The organism is Sphingobium sp. VMM (assembly GCF_056790315.1).
In genome coordinates this window covers 259415-283584 of sequence record NZ_JBXGSI010000003.1, presented here as the reverse complement: position 1 = coordinate 283584, position 24170 = coordinate 259415, and the positions used below count along the sequence as shown (strand labels likewise).

At 65.0% G+C, this 24170-nt stretch carries 30 protein-coding genes, 1 tRNA gene and 1 pseudogene; 22 read left to right on the top strand and 10 right to left on the bottom strand.

Features of this window, described 5'->3' with window-relative positions; genetic code table 11:
- Positions 1-15: 15 nt before the first annotated feature.
- From ACUCV3_RS06035 to ACUCV3_RS05995, 9 genes are all read left to right on the top strand, one after another.
- Entirely contained in the window at positions 16-279 is a 264-nt protein-coding gene (locus ACUCV3_RS06035; RefSeq protein ID WP_004208182.1) for a FliO/MopB family protein, read from the top strand.
- Between the two features lie 40 nt (positions 280-319).
- On the top strand, positions 320-1057 hold the full coding sequence (fliP, locus tag ACUCV3_RS06030; RefSeq protein WP_279729054.1) for a flagellar type III secretion system pore protein FliP: 738 nt from the start codon (positions 320-322) through the stop codon (positions 1055-1057).
- 10 nt (positions 1058-1067) lie between these two features.
- Entirely contained in the window at positions 1068-1340 is a 273-nt protein-coding gene (fliQ, locus tag ACUCV3_RS06025) for a flagellar biosynthesis protein FliQ (RefSeq protein ID WP_004208180.1), read from the top strand.
- Positions 1337-2119: a flagellar biosynthetic protein FliR gene (fliR, locus tag ACUCV3_RS06020; RefSeq protein WP_004208179.1), complete on the top strand. Its 783-nt coding sequence runs from the start codon at positions 1337-1339 to the stop codon at positions 2117-2119. The genes fliQ and fliR overlap by 4 nt, the downstream gene beginning before the upstream one ends.
- Positions 2120-2122: 3 nt before the next feature.
- Positions 2123-3259, top strand: coding sequence for a flagellar type III secretion system protein FlhB (flhB, locus tag ACUCV3_RS06015; protein WP_482240424.1), 1137 nt, complete (start codon positions 2123-2125; stop codon positions 3257-3259).
- A gap of 110 nt (positions 3260-3369) precedes the next feature.
- Positions 3370-3849, top strand: a complete 480-nt coding sequence (locus ACUCV3_RS06010; RefSeq protein WP_026109657.1) for a hypothetical protein — start codon at positions 3370-3372, stop codon at positions 3847-3849.
- 101 nt (positions 3850-3950) lie between these two features.
- On the top strand, positions 3951-5363 hold the full coding sequence (gene fliD, locus ACUCV3_RS06005) for a flagellar filament capping protein FliD (RefSeq protein ID WP_279729049.1): 1413 nt from the start codon (positions 3951-3953) through the stop codon (positions 5361-5363).
- 16 nt (positions 5364-5379) lie between these two features.
- Positions 5380-5781: a flagellar export chaperone FliS gene (locus ACUCV3_RS06000; RefSeq protein ID WP_004208175.1), complete on the top strand. Its 402-nt coding sequence runs from the start codon at positions 5380-5382 to the stop codon at positions 5779-5781.
- Between the two features lie 175 nt (positions 5782-5956).
- Positions 5957-7153 (top strand): aspartate aminotransferase family protein, encoded by a 1197-nt coding sequence (locus ACUCV3_RS05995; RefSeq protein ID WP_279729048.1) that lies wholly within the window; start codon positions 5957-5959, stop codon positions 7151-7153.
- Here the strand turns inward: ACUCV3_RS05995 and ACUCV3_RS05990 are convergent.
- Positions 7141-7194 (bottom strand): annotated as a pseudogene (locus ACUCV3_RS05990) (hypothetical protein); the annotation flags it as partial. The gene ACUCV3_RS05995 and the pseudogene ACUCV3_RS05990 overlap by 13 nt on opposite strands.
- A gap of 84 nt (positions 7195-7278) precedes the next feature.
- Between ACUCV3_RS05990 and argF the strand changes: the two are divergent.
- The 5 genes from argF to queE all read left to right on the top strand — a co-directional run bounded on the left by argF (position 7279) and on the right by queE (position 11165).
- Entirely contained in the window at positions 7279-8205 is a 927-nt protein-coding gene (gene argF, locus ACUCV3_RS05985) for an ornithine carbamoyltransferase (protein WP_037507687.1), read from the top strand.
- A 123-nt stretch (positions 8206-8328) separates the two neighbouring features.
- Positions 8329-9234: an Hsp33 family molecular chaperone HslO gene (gene hslO, locus ACUCV3_RS05980; RefSeq protein WP_004208172.1), complete on the top strand. Its 906-nt coding sequence runs from the start codon at positions 8329-8331 to the stop codon at positions 9232-9234.
- A gap of 126 nt (positions 9235-9360) precedes the next feature.
- Positions 9361-9768, top strand: coding sequence for a DUF3617 domain-containing protein (locus ACUCV3_RS05975; RefSeq protein WP_037507688.1), 408 nt, complete (start codon positions 9361-9363; stop codon positions 9766-9768).
- Positions 9769-9815: 47 nt separating this feature from the next.
- Positions 9816-10517, top strand: a complete 702-nt coding sequence (queC, locus tag ACUCV3_RS05970; RefSeq protein WP_004208170.1) for a 7-cyano-7-deazaguanine synthase QueC — start codon at positions 9816-9818, stop codon at positions 10515-10517.
- A gap of 3 nt (positions 10518-10520) precedes the next feature.
- Entirely contained in the window at positions 10521-11165 is a 645-nt protein-coding gene (queE, locus tag ACUCV3_RS05965; protein WP_037507690.1) for a 7-carboxy-7-deazaguanine synthase, read from the top strand.
- A gap of 12 nt (positions 11166-11177) precedes the next feature.
- Here queE and ACUCV3_RS05960 read toward each other — a convergent pair whose 3' ends face one another.
- The 3 genes from ACUCV3_RS05960 to lipB form a co-directional block, all read right to left on the bottom strand.
- Complete coding sequence (locus tag ACUCV3_RS05960; RefSeq protein ID WP_278392691.1) at positions 11178-11873, bottom strand: hypothetical protein; 696 nt, start codon at positions 11871-11873, stop codon at positions 11178-11180.
- Positions 11874-11976: 103 nt separating this feature from the next.
- On the bottom strand, positions 11977-12264 hold the full coding sequence (locus tag ACUCV3_RS05955) for a hypothetical protein (RefSeq protein WP_037507785.1): 288 nt from the start codon (positions 12262-12264) through the stop codon (positions 11977-11979).
- Positions 12265-12326: 62 nt separating this feature from the next.
- Positions 12327-13031, bottom strand: coding sequence for a lipoyl(octanoyl) transferase LipB (gene lipB / locus ACUCV3_RS05950; RefSeq protein WP_279729046.1), 705 nt, complete (start codon positions 13029-13031; stop codon positions 12327-12329).
- A gap of 76 nt (positions 13032-13107) precedes the next feature.
- Here lipB and ACUCV3_RS05945 point away from each other — a divergent pair, with 76 nt between their 5' ends.
- The gene (locus ACUCV3_RS05945) at positions 13108-13902 is read left to right on the top strand and encodes a DUF7847 domain-containing protein (protein WP_279729045.1); all 795 of its coding nucleotides are present in this window, start codon (positions 13108-13110) and stop codon (positions 13900-13902) included.
- Here the strand turns inward: ACUCV3_RS05945 and ACUCV3_RS05940 are convergent.
- The 3 genes from ACUCV3_RS05940 to ACUCV3_RS05930 are packed head-to-tail and all read right to left on the bottom strand — an operon-like array spanning position 13884 to position 15818.
- Positions 13884-14483, bottom strand: coding sequence for a GNAT family N-acetyltransferase (locus ACUCV3_RS05940; RefSeq protein ID WP_185704204.1), 600 nt, complete (start codon positions 14481-14483; stop codon positions 13884-13886). The two genes, ACUCV3_RS05945 and ACUCV3_RS05940, sit on opposite strands and share 19 nt — an antisense overlap.
- Positions 14484-14487: 4 nt before the next feature.
- Positions 14488-15363, bottom strand: coding sequence for an oxygen-dependent coproporphyrinogen oxidase (gene hemF / locus ACUCV3_RS05935; RefSeq protein WP_279729044.1), 876 nt, complete (start codon positions 15361-15363; stop codon positions 14488-14490).
- The gene (locus ACUCV3_RS05930) at positions 15360-15818 is read right to left on the bottom strand and encodes a tRNA (cytidine(34)-2'-O)-methyltransferase (RefSeq protein WP_004208162.1); all 459 of its coding nucleotides are present in this window, start codon (positions 15816-15818) and stop codon (positions 15360-15362) included. The genes hemF and ACUCV3_RS05930 overlap by 4 nt, the downstream gene beginning before the upstream one ends.
- A gap of 193 nt (positions 15819-16011) precedes the next feature.
- Between ACUCV3_RS05930 and petA the strand changes: the two genes are divergently transcribed.
- The 5 genes from petA (at position 16012) to ACUCV3_RS05905 (ending at position 20507) form a co-directional block, all read left to right on the top strand.
- The gene (petA, locus tag ACUCV3_RS05925) at positions 16012-16578 is read left to right on the top strand and encodes a ubiquinol-cytochrome c reductase iron-sulfur subunit (RefSeq protein ID WP_004208161.1); all 567 of its coding nucleotides are present in this window, start codon (positions 16012-16014) and stop codon (positions 16576-16578) included.
- An 11-nt stretch (positions 16579-16589) separates the two neighbouring features.
- On the top strand, positions 16590-17882 hold the full coding sequence (locus tag ACUCV3_RS05920) for a cytochrome b (RefSeq protein ID WP_048938713.1): 1293 nt from the start codon (positions 16590-16592) through the stop codon (positions 17880-17882).
- A 14-nt stretch (positions 17883-17896) separates the two neighbouring features.
- The gene (locus ACUCV3_RS05915) at positions 17897-18745 is read left to right on the top strand and encodes a cytochrome c1 (protein WP_279729043.1); all 849 of its coding nucleotides are present in this window, start codon (positions 17897-17899) and stop codon (positions 18743-18745) included.
- Between the two features lie 80 nt (positions 18746-18825).
- Positions 18826-19362 carry an adenine phosphoribosyltransferase gene (locus tag ACUCV3_RS05910; protein WP_004208158.1) on the top strand — a complete coding sequence of 179 codons (537 nt, stop codon included), beginning with the start codon at positions 18826-18828 and terminating at the stop codon, positions 19360-19362.
- Positions 19363-19433: 71 nt separating this feature from the next.
- A complete protein-coding gene (locus tag ACUCV3_RS05905; protein WP_482240423.1) occupies positions 19434-20507 on the top strand; it encodes an endonuclease/exonuclease/phosphatase family protein in 1074 nt (357 codons plus the stop codon).
- Here ACUCV3_RS05905 and ACUCV3_RS05900 read toward each other — a convergent pair.
- The gene (locus tag ACUCV3_RS05900) at positions 20504-21118 is read right to left on the bottom strand and encodes a 5'-methylthioadenosine/S-adenosylhomocysteine nucleosidase (RefSeq protein ID WP_279729040.1); all 615 of its coding nucleotides are present in this window, start codon (positions 21116-21118) and stop codon (positions 20504-20506) included. The two genes, ACUCV3_RS05905 and ACUCV3_RS05900, sit on opposite strands and share 4 nt — an antisense overlap.
- 91 nt (positions 21119-21209) lie before the next feature.
- A tRNA-Val gene (locus ACUCV3_RS05895) sits at positions 21210-21284 on the bottom strand.
- 143 nt (positions 21285-21427) lie between these two features.
- On the opposite strand from ACUCV3_RS05895, the gene ACUCV3_RS05890 reads away from it, so the two are divergent.
- Complete coding sequence (locus ACUCV3_RS05890; RefSeq protein WP_010338427.1) at positions 21428-22768, top strand: dicarboxylate/amino acid:cation symporter; 1341 nt, start codon at positions 21428-21430, stop codon at positions 22766-22768.
- Here the strand turns inward: ACUCV3_RS05890 and cpdR are convergent.
- Entirely contained in the window at positions 22761-23138 is a 378-nt protein-coding gene (gene cpdR, locus ACUCV3_RS05885; RefSeq protein WP_004208143.1) for a cell cycle two-component system response regulator CpdR, read from the bottom strand. The two genes, ACUCV3_RS05890 and cpdR, sit on opposite strands and share 8 nt — an antisense overlap.
- 141 nt (positions 23139-23279) lie before the next feature.
- On the opposite strand from cpdR, the gene ACUCV3_RS05880 reads away from it, so the two are divergent.
- Positions 23280-24170, top strand: a complete 891-nt coding sequence (locus tag ACUCV3_RS05880; RefSeq protein ID WP_482240422.1) for an N-formylglutamate amidohydrolase — start codon at positions 23280-23282, stop codon at positions 24168-24170.

The window sequence follows — 24170 nt, the reverse complement described above, 5'->3', positions numbered from 1 at the left end:
ACGCGGGGCGCGTGCATGTTCTGGTATTTCGTCAAATTGCTGATCCTGCTGCCGCTTGTTGGCGGCATGGCCTTTGGTGCCTTGTGGCTGTGGCGCAAATATCAGCCCGGCATGATGGTCGGCCAGAATGACCGGTCGCTGAAGCTGCTGGAAGCGCTGCCGATGGGCACGTTCGGCAAGCTGGCCGTGGTCGAGTTCGAGGGCAAGAAGATCCTGCTGTCGGTCACCCGTGGCCGGATCGAGAAGATCGCGGAAGGCGACCCCTATCGTGCGCGCTAGTCACTGGCTGGTCGGCGGCATCCTGCTGACCGCCGGGCTGATGCTGGTCGATCCTGCGCTGGCGCAGGCGGTGCCGGTCGCGCCGGCGCCGGTCGACAATGGCGGCGCGCTGACCCGCGCGATGGGACAGATTTCGGGCGACGGCCGCTCGCTGTCGCTGTCGCTGCAGATCCTCGTCCTCATGAGCCTGCTGTCGGTCCTGCCGTCGCTGATCCTCATGATGACCAGCTTCACCCGGATCATCATCGTCCTCTCGCTGCTGCGCCAGGCGCTGGGCCTGCAACAGACGCCGCCCAACCAGGTGCTGGTGGGGCTTGCCCTGTTCCTGTCGCTGTTCGTGATGCGACCGGTGATCGACCAGATCAACGGCCAGGCCTATGATCCCTATGGCAAGGGCCAGATTTCGATCGAGGAAGCGGTTGGCCGTTCGGGCAAGGTGCTGCACGGCTTCATGGCCAAGCAGACGCGCGAGAGCGACCTCAAGCTGTTCGCCAACATGGCCGAGGCTCCGGCCTTCCGCACGCCCGACGACATTCCCTTCACGATCCTGCTGCCGGCCTTCGTCACCAGCGAGTTGAAGACCGCGTTCCAGATCGGCTTCATGATCTTCCTGCCCTTCCTCATCATCGACCTGGTCGTCGCATCGACCCTGATGGCACTGGGCATGATGATGCTGTCGCCCACGATCATCTCCATGCCCTTCAAGCTGTTGCTGTTCGTGCTGGTCGATGGCTGGGCGCTGACGATGGGGTCGCTCGCCGGCTCCTTCGCGACATAGGAGGGCGGCAATGGAGAATGCGGATTTCTTCATGGGCTTGGCACAGCATGCGCTGTGGATCACGGCGCTGGCGACGGCGCCGATCCTGATTCCGGCGCTGGTCGCGGGCGTGCTGATCGGCATGGTCCAGGCCGCGACGTCGATCAACGAACAGACGCTCAGCTTCATTCCCAAGATTCTGGTCGTGGGTGCGATGCTGACCCTGTTCGGCGGATCGATCATGGTGCTGATCGCTGACTTCACGCGCGAGATATTCGAGCGGATACCGGACCTGCTGCAATGATCGCACCCGGCTTCGCAGGCGTCGAGACGCAATTGTGGATCTGGCTGATCGCCATGATCCGCCCTGGTGCGGCCTTTCTGGCCGCGCCCGTCTTCGGTGCGCCCGCGATGCCGCTTCAGTTGCGCCTGATCCTCTCGCTCGCGCTTGGCATGGCGGCGCTCAACAGCGTCACCATCCAGTTGCCGCATGACGGCGTCGCCAGTTTCGAAGGCGTAATGCTGGTCGCCGGCGAAGTGCTGACGGGCCTTGCGATGGGTTTCGCCGTGCAGATCGGCTATTCCGCCGCCTTCGTCGCTGGTGAGGCGATTGCCAACACCATGGGGCTGGGCTTTGCCGCGATGGTCGATCCGGGATCGGGGCAGGGGACGCAGGCGGTCGGCCAGTTCCTGTCGATCCTCTCGACCTTCCTGCTGCTGGCGATGGACGGCCATCTGCTGCTCGTCAGCTTCGTGGTGCAGAGCTACAAGGCGCTGCCGCCGGGCGCGGCGATGCTCAGCAATGATGCGGTCTGGCACATGATCCAGTTTGGCGGCTCGCTGCTGGGCGCCGGGGTTACGATCGCGCTGCCGGTCGGCTTTGCGCTGGTGCTGGTACAGATCGTCATGGGCATGCTGGCGCGCACCGCGCCCGCGCTCAACCTGTTCGCCGTGGGCATGCCGATGGCGGTGATGGCGGGACTGGTGCTGCTGGCGATGGCGGTGCCGGTGATGGGCGAGGGGATTACCATCGCGCTCAAGTCGGGGCTGGAACAGGCCCGCGCCATCTCGGAAGGACGCTGAGCCATGGCGGGCGGATCCGAGGGCGGCGAAAAGACCGAAAAACCGACACAGAAGAAATTGCAGGATGCCGCCAAGGAAGGCGATATCCTCCAGTCCCGCGAACTGGGGACGGCCCTGGTGGTGATGGCCGGCATCGGCTGGCTGGCGGTCGCGGGGCCGGGCCTGATCGATGCGCTGTCTGGCATGCTGACCCGCGCGCTGCGCTTCGGGCGCGAGGATATCGTGAACTTCTCGCCGGTAACGCGCGGCACCGGCTTGCTGGCGGACATCGCGCTGCCGGTGGGCGGCGTATTGCTCGCGACCTTCTTTGCCGCGATCGCGGCGCCGGCGCTGCTCGGTTCGCTGGGCTTTCGTCCCGGCGCCTTCGCGCCCAAGGCGTCGAAGATGAACCCGGCTTCTGGCCTCAAGCGCATGTTCGGCGCACAGGGGCTGATCGAACTGGTCAAGTCGATCGCCAAGGTGGGGCTGCTGGGCGCGGTCGGCTTCTGGATGATCTGGGACCGGCTGACCGCGATCATCGGCCTGGGCAAGGCGGGGGTCGGCAATGCGATCAGCGACCTTGGCAACATGTTCATCCTGGTCTGCCTGGTGATGGCAGGCGGGCTGTTCGTGATCGCCGGCATCGACGTGCCGATGCAGATTTTCCAGCGCGGCAAGCGGCTGGGCATGAGCAAGCAGGACATCAAGGACGAGCATAAGGAAAGCGAAGGCTCGCCCGAACTCAAGGGCCAGATCCGCCGGCGCCAGTTCGAGGTGCTGAACGGATCGACCCGCCAGGCGGTGGCAGAGGCCAGCGTCATCATCACCAACCCGACCCATTTCGCGGTGGCGCTGCGCTATCGGCCCGGCGTGGATGCCGCGCCGGTCGTGGTCGCGCGCGGCTGTGACGCGATCGCGGCCTCGATCCGCGAACTGGCCGAGGATCATGGCGTGTCGGTGCTGCAATATCCCGAGCTGGCGCGCGCCATCTACTTCACCTCGCGCGCTGGCGAGATCGTCAATGAAGGCCTCTACATGGCGGTGGCGACGGTGCTGGCCTTCGTCTTCCGGGTCGAGAACGGGATGGCGACGGAAATGGACCGTCCGTTCATTACCGTGCCCGAAGATCTGCGTTTCGATCCGGATGGAAAGAAATTGTAGAGAATTTGCTGATACTTGGCAGTTGATCGAAGAAATAGGGCGATGGTGAATTAAAGTTTAGCCACGCTTGTCCGTATTCTGTTTACGGGGACGCATTAGGATGGTGCGTCATGAACGAGTATTTTTCGCGTAGCGAGATTTCGCCAGTGGATCGGAGCGTCGTTCGCGCGCCGGTGCCGGCTGCGGCCGTTCAGCCGGTTTCAGCGACGGAATCTTCGACCGAGCAGGGCAACATGTCTGCCAGCGATGCGCGCAGGCAGGAGAGTTTTGCAGTTGATATCGTTGCGGTCGACGAAGATGCCGCCGGCGCCGCCGAATATGCGCGCATCCATGCCCGGATCGCCGATATCCTGGCCGATATGCGCGCCGGCCAAGGGGATGTGTCGGTCGATGGCGCATCGGCCGCCGTCCAGGCGATGATGCCGCAGCCCTTCATCTACATTCCGCTGCCGCCCGCCACGCGCGAGGCGGTGGAGCAGGCCGCCGATCTGGCCAAGCGGATCGCCCAGCAGGCCAGCTATGCCTATGCGGCTCAGGCGCATGTTGCGCGCGGAACCGTCGACCAGATCCTGTCCGCATCGGCGATCTGATCGCGGCCATGCCCGCTTTTTTGCGGGCTTTGCCATCAGCTTGAAAATCATTCCTAAACATCTTCGCGCTACGGCCGTTCTCTCATTTGAAAGGACGGCCCATGGCAACGACGACGACATCGGTAGGGAGCAGCATCCTGTCGGCGCTGGGTGCCAATTCGGGCATCGACACGAGCGCGCTCGTCACCAGCCTGGTCAGCGCGACCCGCGACCCGCGCCAGTCCGCGATCACCACCCAGCAGACGACCAACAATGCCCGCATCTCGGCGCTGGCGTCGGCCATCAGTTCGCTCGACACCTTCGCCGATGCGCTCACCAGCGTCCTGTCGGGAGCCGAATATACCGGCACGCCCAATTCGACCAACACCAACATCGCGTCGGTCAGCCTGCTGAGCGGCGGCACGCCGACGGGCATGCCGGCACAGCTGGTGGTGAAGTCGCTGGCGACCGCCCGCATCTTCGCCTCGGCCGCGACCAGCGGCGCCACCAGCAGCACGGCGGTCGGCACTGGCTCGCTCACCATCACGACGGCGGGCGGCAAGACCGCCACGATCACCGTCGATTCGAGCAATAACAGTTTCTCCGGCCTGGCTTCGGCGATCAACGCCGCCGACATCGGCGTGACCGCGAGCGTCGTCACCGATGCACAGGGCACGCGGCTAGTGTTCAAGGGCGAAACCGGCGCGGCCAATGATTTCACCATCACCAGCTCGGCTGACAGCTCGACCAGCGTTCTCGCCGGCCTCAACAGCAGCGCGATGACCTCGACGTCGGACCCGGCCAATGCGAAGATCACGCTCGACGGCACCGACTATGAATATGCCAGCAACACCATCGACGATGCGATCCCCTATCTGCGGATCGAACTGACCGCGGCGGACGTCAACAGCACGGTCAACCTGACCATGACGCAGCCGACCGCGACGATGAAGGATCTGCTGCAGGAATTTGTCGACGCCTATAATACGCTGATGAAGGCGCTGAACACGTCGACCTCGACCGGCACGGATTCGTCGACCGCGGGCGTCCTCAACGGTGTGTCGGCAGTGCGCGACATGAAGTCGCAGCTGTCGAAGATCACATCGACCCAGCTGGCCTCGACCGGCAGCTACAAGACGCTGGCCGATATCGGCATCGCGACCAACCGCGACGGCACGCTGACACTCAACACCGATACGCTGGACAAGGCGCTGGCCGCCGATCCGGCGGGCATCACCAAGATGCTCAATCCCGCCAAGTCGACCGCCGATAATCTGGGCCTGTCGGGCCTGATGGACAGCGTGCGCGACAATATCGAGCTGGACAACGGCCCGATCAGGGCGGCGCAGGACCGTTATGAGAAGCTGGCCGACAGCCTGACCGAACAGCTCGAAAAGCTGGACGAGGACATGGCCGACTATGAGACGCGCCTGACTTCCATCTATTCGGCAATGCAGACCAAGCTGTCTGCGCTCAACGCAACCCAAAGCTATCTCCAGCAGCAGATCGATGCCTGGAACAAGAGCGACAGTTAATCGGGGACTTTGAAACATGTTCTATAATCACAGCTTTGCGGGTACGGCAGCGGCACGGCGCTATGCGGCGGTGCATTCGGGCAGCCGGATCGAGGGCGCCACGCCCCACGCGCTGGTCAAGATCCTGTTCGACGAACTGCTGATCGCGCTCGATGCCACGGCGCTGGCCGAACGCAATGGCGACCGGCTGAAGGTGTCCGACAAGCAGGCGCGCGCCATGTCGATTCTGTTCGCGCTGGAAGCGAGCCTCGACTTCGACAAGGGCGGCGACATTGCCACCGGCCTGGCGCGCATCTATCGCGAGGCCCGCCGCCTGCTGCTGGTCAGCGCCAAGGAGCATGATGCCGCGCCGGTCGAGCAGGCCCGCGCCATGGTCGGCGAGATTGCCGATGCCTGGAGCCAGATCGGCCAGCCCTGATCGCTCACGGCGCGATCAGTCCATAGGCTGTCGACTGGCCCGGTTGCGGGGTTGCACCCCCTTCCGGTGGCCTGTATAGGCGGCACTCGCACAAGGGCGGCCCGGCGGGGGCCGCCTTTTTGCGTTATATCCAATGCGCACGGACGCGCAGCATCAACCCAGAAAGGGAAGGCACATGTCGATTACGCCGCTCATGCCCGTTTACCCCCGGTGCGATGTGCGTCCGGTCCGAGGCGAGGGCTGCTACCTGATCGGGGAGCGCGGCGAGCGCTATCTCGACTTCGCCAGCGGCATCGCCGTCAATCTGCTGGGCCATGGCCACCCCAAGCTGGTGAAGACCATTGCCGATCAGGCTGCGACGCTGATGCATATCTCCAACCTCTACGGTTCGCCGCTGGGGGAGGAATTTGCGCAGAAGCTGGTTGATAATAGTTTCGCGGACACCGTCTTCTTCACCAATTCGGGTGCCGAAGCGGTCGAGTGCGCGATCAAGACCGCGCGCCGCTATCATTATGCCAATGGGCAAGCGCACCGGCACAAGATCATCAGCTTCGACAACGCCTTTCACGGCCGCACGCTGGGCACCATTTCGGCGACCAGCCAGCCCAAGATGCGCGATGGTTTCGAGCCGCTGCTGCCCAGTTTCCAGGTCGTGCCCTTCAACGATCTCGACGCGGCACTGGCCGCGATCGATGACAATACCGCCGGTTTCCTGCTGGAACCGGTGCAGGGTGAAGGTGGCGTGACCCCGGCAACCCAGGCATTCCTGACCGGCCTGCGCAAGGCGTGCGACGAGCATGGCCTGCTGCTGATCCTGGACGAAGTGCAGTGCGGCTATGCCCGCACCGGCACCTTCTTCGCCCATGAGCAATATGGCGTGACGCCGGACATCATGGCGGTGGCCAAGGGCATCGGCGCGGGCTTCCCGCTCGGCGCCTGTCTCGCCACCGAGGAAGCGGCCAAGGGCATGGTGTTCGGCACCCATGGTTCCACCTATGGCGGCAACCCGCTCGCCATGGCGGTGGGCATCGCGGTGCTGGAAGAGGTGCTGGCGGACGGCTTCCTGGAGCAGGTGACGGCGATGGGCGCGCGTCTGCGCTCCGCGCTGGAGCAGATGATCCCAAACCATGACGACATGTTCGAGGATGTGCGCGGCATGGGGCTGATGCTGGGCGTCAAGATGAAGGACGCCTATGATGCGCGCGCCTTCGTCGGCCATCTGCGCGACCATCATGGTTTCCTGTCGGTATCGGCGGGCCAGAATGTGCTGCGCATCCTGCCGCCGCTCGTCATCGACGAAAGCCATATCGCCGAGTGCATCGAGAAGATTTCCGCCGGTGCGCGGAGCTTCGCGGACGCCAAGGCGGCCTGACCATTTAGTTTCCGTTCGCCCTGAGCGAAGTCGAAGGGTATCGCCGAGCAAAGCGAGGTGCCTTCACTTCGTTCAGGCGGGGGCTTCGACTTCGCTCAGCCTGAACGGGTTAGAGGTTGTTTCCAATGACCAAGCATTTCCTGAATCTCACCGATGCGGGCGGCGACGCGATCGCCGCGATGATCGCTGATGCCATCGATCGCAAGGCGGCACGGGCAGGCAAGCCCAAGGGCTGGGTCGACGCCGATGCGCCGCTCGCCGGCCACACGCTGGCGATGATCTTCGAGAAAAACAGCACGCGCACCCGCGTCAGCTTTGACATGGCGATCCGCCAGCTCGGCGGCAATTCGCTGATCCTGGACGGCGCGACCAGTCAGTTGGGACGCGGCGAGACCGTCGCCGACACGGCCCGCGTGCTCAGCCGCATGGCCGACGCGATCATGATCCGCACCGATGACCATGCCAAGATCGAGGAAATGGCCGAATATGCCAGCGTCCCGGTCATCAATGGCCTCACGGACCTGTCGCATCCCTGCCAGATCGTTGCCGACCTGCTGACCGTGGTCGAGCATGGCCTGGCGCTGCCCGGCAGCCAATGGGCGTGGCTGGGCGACGGCAACAACGTCCTCCACTCGATCGTCGAGGCCGCCGGCCTGATGAAGTTCGACGTGCGCATGGGCATCCCTGAGGGCTATGATCCCGATCCGTCCTTTGCCGCGGCAGCGCAGGCAGCGGGTTCGACCATCACCCTGACCCGCGATGCGGCGCAGGCGGTGGCCGGTGCCGACGTCGTGGTCACCGACACCTGGATCTCCATGGGCCAGGCCCATGCCGAGGCAAAGCTGGCGGCGATGATGCCCTATCAGGTGACGCCGGAGCTGATGGCGGGCGCCAAGGCCGACGCCAAATTCCTCCACTGCCTGCCCGCCCATCGCGGCGAGGAAGTGGTCGAGGCGGTGATCGACGGTCCGCAGTCGCTGATCTGGGACGAGGCGGAGAACCGCATCCATGCCCAGAAGTCGGTTCTGCTCTGGGCGCTTGGAAAGCTGTAAGCTCACCCTATATTCGGGCGAAATTTTCCGTTCGCCCTGAAAGATGACGGGGCCTGTCCTGCGCTGGGAAGCGGAGGACGGGCCCTCGCGGCTTTCGGGGCGGGTGGATCGGAAGGAAATATCGTGACCAGTAGCAATGTCGATCAGGCCCTTGGCTTCACCATCCCCTCGCGCCATGTGCGTGGCCGTTTCGTTCGGCTGGGGCCGGTGCTGGACCAGGTGCTGTCTGCCCATGCCTATCCCCCGGCGATCGAGCGGGTGCTGGCGTCCTCGCTGGTGCTGGGCGCGCTGCTCGGTAGCCTGCTCAAGGATGCCGGCGGCCAGTTGACCCTGCAGGCGCAGACCGAAAATGGCGTCGTCAGCCTGCTGGTGGCCGATTACAAGGGCGGCGAACTGCGCGGCTATGCCAAGTTCGATGCCGAACGGCTGGCGGAAATCGGCAGCGATCCGACCCTGTTCGGCCTGTTCGGCAAGGGCTATCTGGCGATCACCTTCGACCAGGCGGCGACCGGCGAGCGCTATCAGGGCATCGTGCCGCTGGACGGATCGTCGCTGGCCGAGGCGGCGGAGCATTATTTCTTCCAGTCCGAACAGATCCCCAGCATCGTCCAGATCGCGACCCGGCATGAGCCGGGCGAAGGCTGCGTCGCGGCGGGCCTGCTGCTCCAGCATCTGCCCGAGGGCGAAGTGGGGCGCGAGCGCCTGCATGTGCGCCATGACCATCCCGAATGGGAACATGTGCAGGCGCTGGCCGGCACGCTGCGCGACGAGGAACTGACCGATCTCGACCTGCCGCTGACCGACATCGCCTGGCGCCTGTTCCATGAGGAGGAAGAGGTGCGCGTCACCGAAACGACGGCGCTTGCCAAGGGCTGTCGCTGTGACCTTGCCCATATTCGCGATGTGATCGGCCGCTTCCCGGCCGACGAACGGGTGGCGATGGCGGACGAGAAGGGCATTATCGGCGTCGATTGCGCCTTCTGCTCGCGGTTGTTCCCGTTGGCGCTGGACAGTTTCGTCACCCATTGAAAGCTGGCGCGGGGCAATTGCGGCAGGGCCGTTCGCCCCGCGCTATCAAATTGCCGCAATTGCGCGGCACAAAAGGATGAAGCATGGCGCCGCTCCCCGGCGCCGATGACAAGGTCTGGACGCAAGATGGCAAGGCTGGGGCTGCAGGCGCTGGGCGCCGCGGCGGCAATGATGATGGCAAGCTGGGCCGGGGCGGCGAATGCTCCGCAACTGGCCGCGCTCGCCAAGCTGGAAACGGGTGAATGGGAATTGCGCCTGCGCGATGACCCCACCGCGCCGCCCCGCCGCCTGTGCGTGACGATGCCGCATCAGTTGCTGGAGCCGGCCAATGCCGGCCCCGGCTGCAAGCCGTTCGTGGTCAGCGACGCGCCTGCTGCCGCCACCGTGACCTTCGATTGCGGGGCGGCCGGCAATGCGCGCACCGACCTGCGCGTCGAAACGCCGCGCCTCATCCAGATACGATCGCAGGGGATCAGCGACGGCGCGCCCTTTTCCAACATGGTCGAAGGGCGCCATGTCGGGGCATGCCGCTGACCGGTGGCCCCCTTGCACTGCAACATAACGAGGTCTAGCGCAGCATCATGGTCGCACAGAATGGAAAATTCGCCGTCGTCCTGCTTTCGGGCGGGCTGGATTCAATGGTCGCGGGCGGGCTCGCGCGTGAAGCGGGCTATCGCGTCCTGGCGCTGACGATCGATTATAATCAGCGGCATCGCGTCGAACTGCGCGCCGCGGCCAAGGTCGCGACGGCGCTCAATGCCATGTCGCACATCGTGCTGCCGCTCGACCTCACGGCCTTTGGCGGGTCGGCGCTGACCGCCGACATCGAAGTGCCCAAGGGCGGCGTGGGCGACGAAATCCCCGTCACCTATGTGCCGGCGCGCAACACCATCTTCCTGTCGCTGACGCTGGGCCTGGCCGAAGTCGCTTCGGCCAGCGACATCTATATCGGCGTCAATGCACTCGACTATTCGGGCTATCCCGACTGCCGTCCCGAATTTATCGACGCGTTCCAGAAAATGGCGACGCTGGCGACCAAGGCGGGGGTCGAGGGCCATCCGATCCGCATCAATACGCCGCTGCAGTTCATGACCAAGGCGGACATCGTGCGCGAGGCGCATCGCCTGGGCCTGGATGCCGGGCTCAGTTGGTCCTGCTATGATCCGACGCCCGACAACAAGCATTGCGGCCTGTGCGACAGTTGCCGCCTGCGCTCGAAGGGCTTCGAGGAAGCAGGGCTGCCCGATCCCACCGTCTATGCGACGCGTCCCGGAAAGGCCTGACACATGACCTATGCGGTCAAGGAAATGTTCCTGACCCTGCAGGGCGAAGGGGTGCAGGCGGGGCGGCGCGCGGTCTTCCTGCGATTTGCCGGCTGCAACCTGTGGAGCGGGCGCGAGCAGGACCGGCGCGATGCCGTATGCCGCTTCTGCGATACCGATTTCGTCGGCACCGACGGTGATGGCGGCGGCAAGTTCGCGACCGCCGACGCGCTCGCCGATGCGGCATTCGCCTTCTGGGGCGAGGGGGAAGGCCCCTATATCGTCCTGACCGGTGGCGAGCCGATGTTGCAGGTCGACGATGCGCTGATCGACGCGCTCCATGCCCGTGGCTTCACCATCGCGATCGAAAGCAACGGCACCTTGCCGGCGCATCCGGGCATCGACTGGGTCTGCATCAGCCCCAAGGCGGGCAGCGACGTGGTCCAAGTGAAGGGCAATGAGCTGAAGCTGGTCTGGCCGCAGCCCGATGGCGGCCACAGCCTGGCCGATGTCGAGGCGATGGAGGGCTGGGGCTTCGACCATCTGCTGGTCCAGCCGCTCGACGATGCCCATGCCGTGGACAATGCCCGCGCGGCCATCGATCTGGTGATGGCCCGGCCGCGCTGGCGGTTGACGGTGCAGGCCCATAAATATCTGGGCCTGCGTTAAGTCTCCGTCAGATCAGGGCTGGACGCCCGCCTTCTGGTTCCACTGCTGGTGGCATTCGGGCAGCAATACGCCCTTCTTCCAGCATTTGGCGTCGAGCGAGGGCAGGGCGAGCTGATAGTTCCAGCCCGGATCGCCATAATATTGCTCGCCGGCATGGACGAGCGACTTCTTGATCGAGGCCAGGCCCTGGCGCGCGACGACGTTGAGCTGGCCGCGATCAGCGAAGATCGCCTGGCGACCGACCGCCGCCGCCGCCTGGCAGAAGCCGCGCTGCGCCTGGACCGTCGAATAGCCCGAATAGATGCGGGTATTATACATGTCGGACGCGGACTGGCCGGGCTTGCCCTTGCCCTTGGTGCGCTGGAAATAGCCGAGCAGCGTCGCCTGCGCCGCGTCAAGTTCGGCGTCATGATGGGCGATCATGGCGTTGTAGTTGCTGACCGACAGCAGGGTCGGTTCGAACTGGCACTGCAGCGCGGCGACGTTGATCGCGGCACGCAGGTTCCAGGTGAGGCCGGCCTTGATCTCGTCCGCGGTGGCGCCGGGCAGGCCCAGCGCGGTGGCGGCGGCCTCGTCGGTCAGGGCAGGGGCCGACATGTCGGGCGGCGACCAGAAGAATTGCGCGGCGGCCGGCTGCGCGGCGGCGAGCGACGCGGCAGCGATCGTCAGGGCGGCAAAGGCCTGGCGCGAGCGAAAACGGAACGTCATTGAATAAACCCTCTCAGCCGGGGTCTTGACGGCGCGAACGCCCAATTCCCCCATAACGGCATCGACTATAGCGCGGCTGTATCGGAAGTGAACGGCAAAAGCCTCACTGATCCGACACGACTTCCTCATCATTGGCGGGTGCGGTCGCATTGTCCGCCTTGACCGGAGCAGCGGCCTTGGGTTCGGTGCGGTTTTCCGGCAGGGCCAAGCTGGTGCCCTCGCTCTGCACGCCGTCCAGATCGGTCATGGCGTCGGTGGCGGTGCCATCGACCACTTCCATATCCTTCATCTGCACCGTGTTGCCGCTCTTTTCGCCGCCACCGCCGCAGCCTGCCAGCGGCATGCAGCCGATCAACAGGGCGGCAGTCATCATCCTTGCGTCAAGGCGCATCCGGGTCTCCATAACATGGCTCAACATGCCCGGCGGCCCCCCACCTGGCGAAGTGGCGGACCCTAGCGGGCGGTCCCGCATTGCTCAAGTCCCGTGCCGTCGCCCGATCCGCAGCGCCGCAGCCGGCCGAGAAAGGCGGGGAAATGCGCCTTGAGCGCGGCATCAAGGGCTTCCATCGAGGCATTGCCGCCCAGTGCGGCGATGCTGGTCACCGGAAACTCGCTGATCCCGCACGGCACGATGCCGCCAAAATGGGACAGGTCGGGATCGACGTTGATCGAAAAGCCGTGCAGCGTCACCCAGCGGCGGACGCGGATGCCCAGCGCACCGATCTTCGCTTCGCGTCCTTGCCGGTCGTCGGTCCAGATGCCGATGCGCCCTTCGGCGCGGCGGGCGGTAATGCCCAGATCGGCGAGCGCGTCGATCATCCAGCCTTCGAGATGATGGACGAAATTGCGCACATCCTTGCCGCGCTCGCGCAGGTCGATGTTGAGATAGCCGATGCGCTGACCCGGCCCATGATAGGTGTAGCGGCCGCCGCGCCCGGCATCATGGACGGGAAAACGCGGATCGATCAGTTCGGCCGGATCGGCGCTGGTGCCCGCGGTATAGAGCGGCGGATGCTCCAGCAGCCAGACGCGCTCGCGCGCTTCCTCTTCATAAATGGCGGCGGCCCGCGCCTCCATATCGGCAAGGGCGGTGGGATAGTCGACGGGGGCGGCATCGCTGCGCCACTCGACGTCGGGAAAGGGCAGGGGATCGGTCATGGCGCTTCCTTGACTTGAGCGGGGCGAGCGATCAAGTCTCGGGCCGCATTTCGCAGGACAGGGGTAGGCATTAGATATGGCGGCAGTCTCGATCGGCAAGGCGTGGGAGGAGGCGGTTGCCTTCGTCGCCCGCGAAGCGTCGCTGCTCTTCCCCGTCGCGCTGCTGTTCCTGGCCCTGCCGGGGCTGATCCTGCAGGAAATGACGCCGCCGCAACTGGCCGAATGGATGGCCAATCCCCAGCGCACCGGCCTGCCTGACATACCGCCGGGCTTTGCACTGGCGACGCTGCTGGGCGTCATCATCATCTGGTTCGGATCGCTGACGCTGTTTGCGCTGGCGCTGCGGCCGGGCATCAGCGTTGGGGAGGCGTTGCGCCTGGGCTTCGCGCGACTGCCGGTGCTGCTGGGCACCGCCTTGCTCGCCATGTTCCTGATCGGCGGGCTGATGCTGGCCGCGATTCTGGTCGCCGTTCTGGCCAGCCTGGTCTCGGAGTCTGTGGGCACCAGCATCGGCGCCATCCTCGGCGCCTTTGTCGGCGGCGCCACCATCTTCGCCAGCGTCCGGCTGATGCTGCTCAATCCGGCGGTGATCGACGGCAATCAGGGGGTGGTGTCCTCGCTGCGCCAAGCCTGGGCGCTGACGCGGGGCTGTTTCTGGCGGCTGCTGGGCTTCATCATCCTGATCACCCTGCTGTCGGGCATTGCCAGCATGGCGGCGCAGACGATCTTCGGTGCGCTCGCCGGCCTTGCCGCTGGGCCGGAGGCCGCCCGGTTGGTGGGCGGCGTCGCGTCGGCGGCGGTATCGACGGTGATCCAGGTCTATATGCTGGTGATGCTGGCCCGTATCTATCGTCAGGCGTCGGCGGGCTGACCGAACATCGGGATCTGCGGCGCCGCTTCGGGCGGCAGCAGGCCCAGCAGGCGCGGATCGGCGAAGGTTTCGATCTCCCGGCCATAGGGCGTGAATCCCGACTTGATGTAGAAGCCGAGCGCCGCCGGACTGTCGAGCGTGCAGGTATGGACCCAGAAGCGCTCCACCCCCTTGCGCCAGGCGAGCGACTTGGCCTGCGCCATCAGCCATTTGCCCAGCCCCTTGCCGTTGAGCGAGGGCACCAGCCCGAAAAAGGCCAGCTCGCATTGTGACGGGCTGCGGAAATCCAGTTCCAGCAGGCCGACCTCGACGCCGCGCGGATCGGTGACGGCATAAACCTCGACCAAGGGATCATGCAGGATGGCTGCGAGCTGATCGTCCGGCATTACCAGCCGCGAGAACCACAGCCACGGCTCGCCCACGCGGCGGAACAGGGCGCGATAGGCGGCAAGGTCCGGCGTCTTCCACGGCACGAGCCGCAGCGGCGCGGGCGGGATCGGCGCGGGTTTCGGCCGCTCGCGCATTTCCAGATGGGTGACGATGGTCGCGATCTCGCGCGGATCGACCGGGGTCAGTGCCATCGGGTCAGCTCCAGCTCGCCATCGGCGGCAGGCTCATCAGGATCGCGTCGATATTGCCGCCGGTCTTGAGTCCGAACAGGGTGCCGCGGTCATGTACCAGGTTGAATTCGGCATAGCGGCCGCGCCATTCCAGCATGGTGCGATACTCTTCCTCGCTCCACACCTCATTCATCCGCCGCCGCACGATCGGCGGGAAGGCCTCCAGGAAAGCGTCGCCGACATCGCGGGTGAAGGCGAAATTGGCGTCGAATGCCGCATCGTCCGCGCATTCGAGATGATCGTAGAAGATGCCGCCGACGCCGCGGTGCACGCCGCGATGGGGGATGAAGAAATAGTCGTCCGCCCAGGCCTTGAAGCGCGGATAAAAGGCCGGATCATGGGCGTCGCAGGCGGCCTGCAACACCGCATGGAAATCCGCCGTATCCTCGTCGCGCGGCAGGGGCGGATTGAGGTCTGCGCCGCCGCCGAACCAGGTCTTGCTGGTGTTGAGGAAGCGGGTGTTCATGTGGACGGCCGGCACATGCGGGTTCGCCATATGCGCGACCAGGCTGATGCCGGTGGCGAAAAAGGCCGGATTGTCGGCCGCGCCATGGATGGTCTGGGCAAAGCCGGGGGCAAGATCGCCGGTCACCGTCGAGACATTGACGCCCACCTTCTCGAAGACCTTGCCCTTCATCACCCCGCGCACGCCGCCACCGCCTTCGCCCGGCGCCACGCCGTCGGCCTCGCGGTCCCAGGGGGTGTAGGCGAAGCTGGCGTCGCTGCCGGCTTCGCGCTCGATCGCCTCGAACTCTGCGCAGATCCGGTCGCGCAGCGATTCGAACCAGGTACGGGCCGCCTGCTGCTGCGGGTTCAGGGTGAAGCGTATGTCAGGCGTCATGCGGGGAAGCTCCCGGTCTGGCGAAGGGCCTCGGCAACGGCGATGCCGGTGGAAACGGCGATGTTGAGCGAGCGGAAGCCCGGCGCCATCGGAATGCGCACGCGAATATCGGCCAGATCGCGGACATGATCGGGCACGCCCGCGCTTTCCGATCCCATCAGCAAGACATCGTCACTGCGAAATGTCACGTCGGGCAGCCGTTCCGACGCGTGGCTGCTCATCAGCAGCAAACGGCGGCCGGCGGCCCGTCTTTCGGCATCAAATGCCTCGAAATTGGCGTGGCGCACGACTTCGGCCGCTGCGCCATAATCCATTGCCGCGCGCTTCAGCCGGGCGTCGGAAAAGGCGAATCCGGTCGGCATGATGATGTCGACGGGCACGGCAAAACAGGCGGCGAGGCGCAGGATGGCGCCGACATTGCCGGCGATTTCGGGCTGGTAGAGAGCGATACGCATGGCTGTCGCATAATGCAGCGCGGCGATTTGTCATAGTCTGGATGACTTTGCGGTTGGCAAAGCCCTGACAGTCCGGTTATCAGACCTTTGACCCACGCCGGGGGGAGGCGGGGTATACCCTAACTCCCTTGATAATCAGGATCACTCAAGGCATTCCGGCGTGAATAGGGAAGTCTTGCAAGGGTAGAGGTGCATGGCGAACTCAGAACAAGTTGACGGGCAGGGTCTATCCGGCGAAGACGGAGTGCGTCGCCGCGATTTCATCAATATCGCTGCGGTGAGCTTCGCAGGGGTGGGCGCCGTTGGCGTCATTCTCCCGCTCATCGATCAGATGAACCCCAGCGCCGACGTATTGGCGCTCGCATCGACCGAGGTCGATCTTTCCGCGATCCAGCCGGGCCAGGCGATCAAGACGACCTTCCGGTCGCAGCCGCTGTTCGTTCGCCAGCTCACCGACAAGGAAATTGCCGAGGCCGACAAGGTCGACCCGTCCACGCTGCGCGATCCGCAGACGCTGGCGGAACGCACCGTCGACGGCAAGAAGCAGTGGCTGATCACCATGGGCGTCTGCACCCATCTGGGCTGCGTGCCGCTGGGCGCGGGCGAGGGCGAAAATCGCGGCGAATTCGGCGGTTATTTCTGCCCTTGCCACGGTTCGTCCTATGACACGGCCGCCCGCATCCGTAAGGGGCCTGCCCCCAAGAATCTGGAAGTGCCGAAGTATAGCTTCACTTCCGACACTGCCATTCTTGTGGGTTGAGGGGGACCGTCATGAGCTTTCCATGGGCTGAACATTATACCCCCAAGCATCCGCTGATGCAGTGGGTCGACGAGAAGCTACCGCTGCCGCGCCTCGTCTACAATGCTGTCGGTGCCGGCTATCCGGTGCCGCGCAACCTCAATTATTTCTGGAATTTCGGTGTGCTTGCCGGGCTGGCGCTGGTGATCCAGATCGTCACCGGCGTGGTCATGGCGATGCATTATGGCGCCAACACGCTGGTCGCCTTCGGCACCGTCGAACAGACGATGCGTGACGTGAATGCGGGCTGGCTGATGCGCTATGCCCATGCCAACGGCGCCAGCTTCTTCTTCATCGTCGTCTATCTGCACATTTTCCGCGGTCTCTATTTCGGTAGCTACAAGGCGCCGCGCGAGATGGTCTGGCTGCTCGGCCTCGTCATCTTCCTGCTGATGATGGCGACCGCCTTCATGGGCTATGTCCTGCCCTGGGGGCAGATGAGCTATTGGGGCGCCAAGGTCATTACCGGCCTGTTCGGCGCGATCCCGGTGGTGGGCGAGCCGATTCAGACCTGGCTGCTGGGCGGTTTTGCTCCCGGCAATGCCTCGCTGAACCGCTTCTTCTCGCTCCACTTCCTGCTGCCTTTCGTGATCGCGGCCGTGGTGATCCTGCATATCTGGGCGCTGCATATTCCCGGTTCCTCCAACCCGACCGGTGTCGAGGTGAAGGGCCCCCAGGATACCGTGCCCTTCCATCCCTATTATACGGCGAAGGACGGTTTCGGGGCGGGCGTCTTCCTGATCCTGTTCGCGATCCTGCTGTTCTTCGCGCCCAATTATCTGGGCCACCCGGACAATTATATCGAGGCGAACCCGCTCTCGACCCCGGCGCATATCGTGCCCGAATGGTATTTCTGGCCCTTCTACGCGATCCTGCGCGCCTTCACCGTCGACTTCTTCTTCGTGCCGGCCAAGCTGCTGGGCGTGCTGGCGATGTTCGCATCGATCCTGCTGCTCTTCTTCCTGCCCTGGCTCGACACCTCGCCGGTGCGCTCGGGCAGCTATCGCCCGACCTTCAAGACGTTCTTCTGGATCCTGGTGCTCGACGTGCTGATCCTGGGCTATTGCGGCGGTGCGCCGGCGGAAGAGCCCTATGTGATGATCAGCCAGGTCGCCGCGGCCTATTATTTCGCGCATTTCCTGATCATCCTGCCGATGATCGCGCGTTTCGAAAAGCCGCTGCCGCTGCCCAATTCGATCACCGAAGCGGTACTGGCCAAATATGCCAAGGCTGACGGCGAAACCGCCGCAGTCCCGGCCGAATAAGGGGGAAGACAAGCATGGTACGCATCGGCGCATTCCTTGTCGGCCTCTTCTTCGCCGGCTGGCTGCTCATCTCCTTCCTCGTGGGTGCCTATTCCTACGTGGTGGAGCCTCCGGCCAAGACGGTGGAGCATGAGTTCCACCTGCCCCCCAAGCATGTCTCCTTCTCGTTCGACGGTCCGCTGGGCCGCTATGACAATCAGCAGCTCCAGCGCGGCTTCCAGGTGTTCAAGGAGGTCTGCTCGGCCTGCCACAGCCTGAAGTTCGTCGCCTTCCGCGACCTCGCCGGCATTGGCTATAACGAGGCGGAGATCAAGGCGATCGCCAAGAACTGGGCGATCAAGACCCCCAGCGTCGATCCGGCGACGGGCGAGGCCTCGACCCGCGATGGCATTCCGGCCGATTATTTCCCGTCCCCCTTCGCGAACAATGTCGCGGCGGCGGCGGCGAACAATAATGCGATCCCGCCGGATCTGTCGCTGATGACCAAGGCGCGCCATCATGGCTCGGCCTATGTCTATTCGCTGCTGACGGGCTTCCAGGAACAGCCGGCTGAACTGCTCAAGCATTTCCCGGATGCCAAGACGCCCGAGGGGCTGCACTTCAACCCCTATTTCGCCAACCTGAACCTTGCCATGGCGCCGCCGCTGTCGGCCGATGGCCAGGTGACCTATGGCGACGGCACCAAGCCGACCATCGATCAGATGTCGCAGGACGTGGCCGCCTTCCTTACCTGGACGGCCGAGCCGAAGCTGGAAAATCGCCGGCGCGCGGGCGTGGCGACGATCCTCTTCCTGCTGATCGCCACGGGCCTTGCCTATATGGCCTATCAGAATATCTGGGCGGACAAGAAGAAGGCGGCCTGACCGCACCTCCGCCTGATGGCATGAAAGAATGGGGCGCGTTCCTTGTCGGGAGCGCGCCCTTTCCTTATGGGGCTTCAACCATGAGCATCGACAGTCTGACCGCGCTGGTCCGCACCATCCCCGACTTCCCCAAGCCGGGCATCCAGTTCCGCGACATCACGACCCTGCTGGCCGACGGGCCGGGTCTGGCCGAACTGATCGACCAGATGGCGAAGGTGGCGGGACCGCTCGACCCCGACCTGATCGTCGGCGTGGAGGCGCGGGGCTTCATCCTGGGCGCGGCGCTGGCGCTGAAGCTGGGCAAGGGTTTCGTGCCCGTCCGCAAGAAGGGCAAGCTGCCGGGCAAGACGGTCGGCATCGACTATGTGCTGGAATATGGCACCGACCGGCTGGAACTGCATGAAGGACAGGTGCCGCAGGGCGCGCGCGTGCTGCTGGTCGACGACCTGATCGCCACCGGCGGGACGGCGCAGGCGGCGGCGCGGTTGCTGCGCGAGCAGGGCGCGCAGGTGCTGATGGCGCTGTTCGCGATCGACCTGCCGGATCTGGGCGGGCTTGCCGCGCTGGAGCAGGACGGTGTCCCCTCGCGCGCGATCCTGTTGTTCGAGGGCGACTGATCCGGTCCAGGCGCCGGTTGTCGCCGGCGCTCTTTCGCGTCATGATGCGCCGATCCGATGACGAGGAGCATATGGCTGCTACTTCCCGCTTCCTCCACCGGTTCGGCGCCTGTGTGGCGCCGCTGCTGCTGTCGGCCTGTGCGACGCCGGCCCCCTATCGGGAATTGTCCTGTAGCGCGGCAGTCGCGCCTGCGCTCGCCGCACCGGATGCGCAGCGGATCACCACCACCCTGTCGGTGCTGACCTATAATATCGAGGGGCTGGGCTGGCCGGCGCGCAGCGGGCGTGGGCCGTCCCTTGACCAGATAGCGGAGCGACTGGCCGCCATGCGCGCGGCGGGGACGGCGCCCGACGTGGTGCTGTTCCAGGAAATGTTCAGCGGATCGGCGAAGCAGGCGGTGGCCGATACCGGCTATCCGGCGATCGCCGCCGGCCCGCATCGCACGACCCGCGCGCGTGGGTCGACCAAGGACAAGCTGCCGGGCAAGTCGCATATCGACCGGGGCGAGATCGGCATTCATTTTTCCGGCAGCGGCCTGGCGGTCGCCTCGCGCTATCCGATTCTCCTGACGCAGCGGCGCGCCTATGGCCGCAAATCCTGTGCGGGCCTCGATTGCCTGTCGAACAAGGGAATCGTGCTGGCCCGCATCGCCATGCCCGGCGTGCCGACGCCGATCGACATCTATGACACGCACATGAACTCGCGCGGGGCGTCCCGCGCGCCCGGACCGCGCAATCTCGCCGCGCATGAACGGCAGGCGCTCGAGGCCTCGGCCTTCATCGATGCCAGCCATGACGACGCCTATCCGCTGATCTTTGGTGGCGATTTCAACATGCGCCATTCCGAACCGCGCTGGGAGAATTTCTCTCGCTATCAGGCGCTCAACTTGGTCCATCGCGTCTGCGCCGATGCCGCGTCAGGCTGCGATGTACGCATGTCCTGGGATGGCGACGAGCCCTGGATGGACACGCAGGATCTGCAATTTTTCTGGCCGGGCGACCGGGTCTCGGTTCGCCCGATCCGGGTGGAGGCGATGTTCGATGGTGGACCGAGCGGGCCGGAACTGTCCGACCATGACGGCTTCCTTGTTACCTATGAACTGTCCTGGCCGCGCGGCGCCGCGCGCCAGCCGGGCGGCTGTTAAAGCGCTTCTCCCAGGGCGTCGACGGCCACCGCCAGCTTTTCGTCGATCAGTGAGAGCAACTGCGTCCAGCCGAGCATGTCGTTCAACTCGCCCGGCCCATCGGAAATGCCGCGCAACCCCATCAGCGGCACGCCGAAACGCTGGCAGGCGCGGGCGATCGCAAAAGTCTCCATGTCGACCATGTCGGCGTCGATCGCGGCATATTCCTCGCCGCCCACGACATTGGCACCGGTCGACAGGCGCAGGGCGCGGATTTCGAGCGGCGTGACCAGCGGAATGTCGACCGGATGATCGATCAGCGGCGTCACCCCCTTGGTAAAGCCGAGGCGCGAGGCATCCATGTCGCGCCAGGAGACGCTGGCGACCTGATAGACCTCGCCCAGCATGCCCACCCGCGATCCGGCGGAGCCGAGTGACACCACCAGATCGGGCAGGGTGTCCGCCTGCGCCATCCGGTCGAGCGTCACGGCCATGGCCAGTGCCGCCTCGACCGGGCCGACGCCGGTCATCAGCGGGGTGATCCGGGCTTGCAGATGTGGGCCATATTCGGCGTCGATCGCCATCACGAACAGCACCCGCCGTCCGCCCATCACCACACATGTTGCCGTCATCTGCTGGTCTCCGTCTCGCTGCTGCGCGTCATAGCCGGAAAAGGGTAAAAAATAAGGCCTCGGAAATCCGGAGACTTCCAAGGCCTTATCATGGTGGGCGTGGCAAGGATTGAACTTGCGACCCCTGCGATGTCAACACAGTGCTCTACCACTGAGCTACACGCCCGCCGTGGAGGGGGCCAATAACGGGGGTCGGTGACTCGCGCAAGCGCTAAATGACACTTTTTTGTAGAAACTTTTCCAACCCGCTGGACAGGGGGTGGGGAGGCCATATGCTGCGGTGCAAATAAGGGGGGACGCAAAAACATCATGTTGCCTACGCCATCGACGCCGACGGAACCGGTTCGGCCGCTCCCCTTCTATCGCCATCTCTATTTCCAGGTGCTGGTGGCGATCGCGCTGGGCGTGCTGCTCGGCCATTATTTCCCGGCGACGGGCGAAGCGATGAAGCCACTGGGCGATGCCTTCATCGCGCTGGTGCGGATGATCATCGCGCCGGTCATCTTCCTGACGATCGTCACCGGCATTGCCGGCATGAAGGAACTGGGCGCGATCGGCCGGGTCGCGGCCAAGGCCTTTGCCTATTTCCTGACCTTCTCCACCCTGGCGCTGATCGTCGGCCTGATCATCGCCAATGTCGTGCAGCCTGGCGCCGGGCTCAACATCGATCCGGCGACCCTCGATGCCAGCAAGATCGCCGATTATGCGCAGCAGGCGCATGATCGCACGCTGGTCGCCTTCCTCCTGAACGTCATTCCCGCGACCCTGGTGTCGGCGGTGGCCGACGGGCATAATATCCTGCAGGTGCTGTTCGTCGCGATCCTGTTCGGCATCGCGCTCAGCATGATCGGGGAAAAGGCCGAGCCGCTGATGACGGTGCTGGAATCGGCCAGCCTCGCCATCTTCAAGCTGGTGTCCTTCCTGATGAAGGCGGCGCCCTTTGGTGCATTCGGCGCGATGGCCTTCACCGTCGCCAAATATGGCGTCGGGACGCTCGCCAACCTCGCCGGGCTGGTCGCGACCTTCTACCTCACCTCGCTGCTGTTCGTGCTCGTCGTGCTGGGGACGGTCGCCTGGTTCGCGGGCTTCAATATCCTGCACCTGATCCGCTATCTGCGCGCCGAACTGCTGCTGGTGCTGGGCACATCCTCGTCGGAAGCGGCGCTGCCCAGCCTGATCGAGAAGATGGAACAGGCGGGGTGCCGCAAGTCGGTGGTCGGGCTGGTCGTGCCGACCGGCTACAGCTTCAACCTCGACGGCACCAATATCTACATGACGCTGGCGGCGCTGTTCATCGCGCAGGCGACCAACGTGCATCTGAGCCTGGAGGAACAGATATTGCTGTTGCTGGTGGCGATGCTGTCTTCCAAGGGCGCAGCGGGCGTGACCGGCGCAGGCTTCATCACCCTGGCCGCCACCCTGTCGATCGTGCCGTCGGTGCCGGTCGCGGGCATGACCCTGATCCTGGGCGTCGATCGTTTCATGAGCGAATGCCGCAGCCTCACCAACTTCGTGGGCAATGCGGTGGCGACGGTGGTGGTGTCGGTCTGGGAAAAGGGTCTGGATCGCGAGCGCTTTGCGGCGGCCATGGCGGGCAAGCCGCTGCCGCCGCTGGGGCAGGGCGCGGACGAGGCCGAAGCGCTCAGCTAAGGCCGGTCAGCGTCTCGCTGCCGAACATCCGTTCGACTTCCAGCACCAGGTCGCGCAGGTGGAAGGGCTTTGACAGCACCTTCGCCTGCGGCACCGCCTTGCCGGCTTTCAGCGTCACGGCGGCAAAGCCGGTGATGAACATGATGCGGGTCTGGGGCGCGACATTGGCGGTGTGCTGCGCCAGTTCGATGCCGTCCATCTCGGGCATGACGATGTCGGTCAGCAGCAGGTCGAACCGATCCGATTCGATATGCGGCACGGCCTGGGTGCCGGTGGCGACCGCCACCACCTCATAACCCGACTTTTCCAGCGCCCGCGCCAGATAGGCGCGCATGCTGTCATCATCTTCCGCCAGCAGGATTCGAACCATTGACCCCAAATTTCCTGTAAGCCGTCTTCCGCGGCGCCCCTTGCCTTGCCCACAGACTGGCAAGCCGTTTGGATATATGCGACAAGGATTAAAGATTATCCAGCCGACCAAATTTTTCCCCGGCCGGTGAAAGGAATGGCGTTGGATCATTTTGGTACGCGTCCGCCAACCGAATCGACGGCGGCCTATGATCTTCATGGTCCTGCTCTTCCCAATGGTCCGCTGATTGTGTCCGTGCCCCATGCCGGGCGCGACTATTCCCCTGAATTGCTCGCTCTGGCGCGGGTGCGGCCGGAGGTGCTGCGCCGGCTGGAGGATCGCGGGGCCGACATGCTGGCGGGGCCGCTGGTCGCGCGGGGCTATAGCGTGCTGGTCGCCCGCGCGCCGCGCGCGATGATCGACCTCAACCGGCATGAGCGGGAGCTGGATCCGGTGATGGTGACCGGTCTGCCCCGCGACCAGCCGCTGCAGAGCAGCGCCAAACTGCGCGGCGGGCTGGGCCTCATTCCCCGTCGCCTGCCCGGCGCCCTGGAATTGTGGCAGCGGCCCATCCCCTGGGAGGAAGCGCGGCGGCGGATCGAGACGGTGCATCGGCCCTATCATGCCCGGCTGGCACAGATGATGACGGCGGCGCGGGAACGGCATGGCCATGCCATCCTGATCGACCTGCATTCGATGCCGCCGCTGCCGCCGCCGGCTGCCGGACAGGCTGCCCCGGCGCTGGTGCTGGGCGATCGCTTCGGCCGCAGCGCCGCGACACGGCTGATGATGCTGGCGGCCGATGTCGCGGCCGGGCATGGCGTGCTGACCTCGCAGAACCATCCCTATGCCGGCGACCATCTGATCGAGCGGCATGGCCGGCCGGAGCGCGATTTCCATGCGCTGCAGCTGGAGGTGGACCGTGCCCTCTATCTCGACGTCACGCTCGATCGGCCGGGGCCGGGGCTGACGCGGATGCAGGGCGTGGTGGCGGCGATGGCCGAGGCGCTGGCGAACGAACTGCCGCGCAGCTACGCGATGGCGGCGGAATAG